Below are 1,301 nucleotides of genomic sequence, written 5' to 3'. Positions count from 1 at the left end.
GTGATGCCGTGGCGGGCGACGACCGCCGGGTCGTAGAGATTTCGCCCGTCGAAGATGACGGCTGTCGAGAGCTGCTGCCTGATCAGCTCGAAGGACGGCGCCCGGAAGTTCTTCCATTCTGTGGCGATCAGCAGCGCGTCCGCCCCGCGCAGGGCCGCCTCCTTGGTGCCGCACAGCAGAAGGTCGTCGCGCTGGCCGTAGATTTGCTGCGCTTCGTTCATCGCCTCGGGATCGTAGGCCTGGACCTTGGCGCCTGCGGCCCACAGCGCTTCCATCAGCACGCGGGCCGGCGCCTCGCGCATGTCGTCGGTGTTGGGCTTGAACGACAGCCCCCACAGCGCAAAGGTCTTTCCCTGGAGATCGCCGTTGAAATGCGCCTTCACCTTGTCGAACAGCACCGCCTTCTGGGCGTTGTTGCGGTCTTCGACCGACTGCAAGAGCAGCGGCTCGAAACCGACGTCTTCGGCCGTGCGGATCAGCGCGCGCACATCCTTGGGGAAACACGAGCCGCCATAGCCGAGGCCGGGATAGATGAAGTGGTAGCCGATGCGCGGGTCCGAGCCGATGCCCTTGCGCACCTCCTCGATGTCGGCACCGAGCAGCTCAGCGAGATTGGCCATCTCGTTCATGAAGCTGATCTTGGTCGCCAGCATGCAATTGGCGGCGTATTTGGTGAACTCGGCCGAGCGCACGTCCATGACGATGATCTTCTCATGGTTGCGGTTGAACGGCGCGTAGAGCTCGCGCATCACCGCTTCGGAGTTTTCGCTCTCGGTGCCGACGATGATGCGGTCGGGCTTCATGCAGTCGGCAACCGCCGAGCCTTCCTTCAGGAATTCCGGATTGGAGACGACGTCGAAGGCGAGATCGTCCCGCCCGCGCGCCTTCAGCGCCGCCGCAATCGCTTCGCGCACCTTGTCGGCGGTGCCGACTGGCACGGTCGACTTGCCGACGACGATCTTGGGCTCGTCCATCTCGCGGCCGATCGCATCGGCCACCGACAGCACATATTTCAAGTCCGCCGAGCCATCCTCGCCTTGCGGCGTGCCGACAGCGATCATCTGGATCTCGCCATGGCGCACGGCCATCGCCGCATCGGTGGTGAAAACGATACGGCCGGCAGCGTGGTTCTCGCGCACCAAAGCCTCCAGCCCGGGCTCGAAGATCGGGATGAAACCCTGGTTCAGCCGCTCGACCTTGGCTGCATCGATATCGACGCAGACGACGTCATGCCCGACCTCGGCCAGCACCGCCGCCTGTACCAAACCAACATAGCCAATGCCGAAAACAGTCAGATTCAT

The 1,301-nt window shown here is 63.6% G+C and carries 1 protein-coding gene; it reads right to left on the bottom strand.

What is annotated here, in order from left to right:
* A partial coding sequence (locus tag NDO48_RS28995) for a UDP-glucose dehydrogenase family protein (protein WP_267322884.1) occupies positions 1-1,301 on the bottom strand: 1,301 nt, incomplete at both ends.

Origin of the sequence: Aminobacter sp. MET-1 (genome assembly GCF_026521175.1) — a bacterium.
In the GTDB taxonomy this organism is placed as follows: Bacteria; Pseudomonadota; Alphaproteobacteria; order Rhizobiales; family Rhizobiaceae; genus Aminobacter.
The sequence above is the reverse complement of the archived record's forward strand: the minus strand, read 5'-3'. Positions and strand labels throughout refer to the sequence as shown.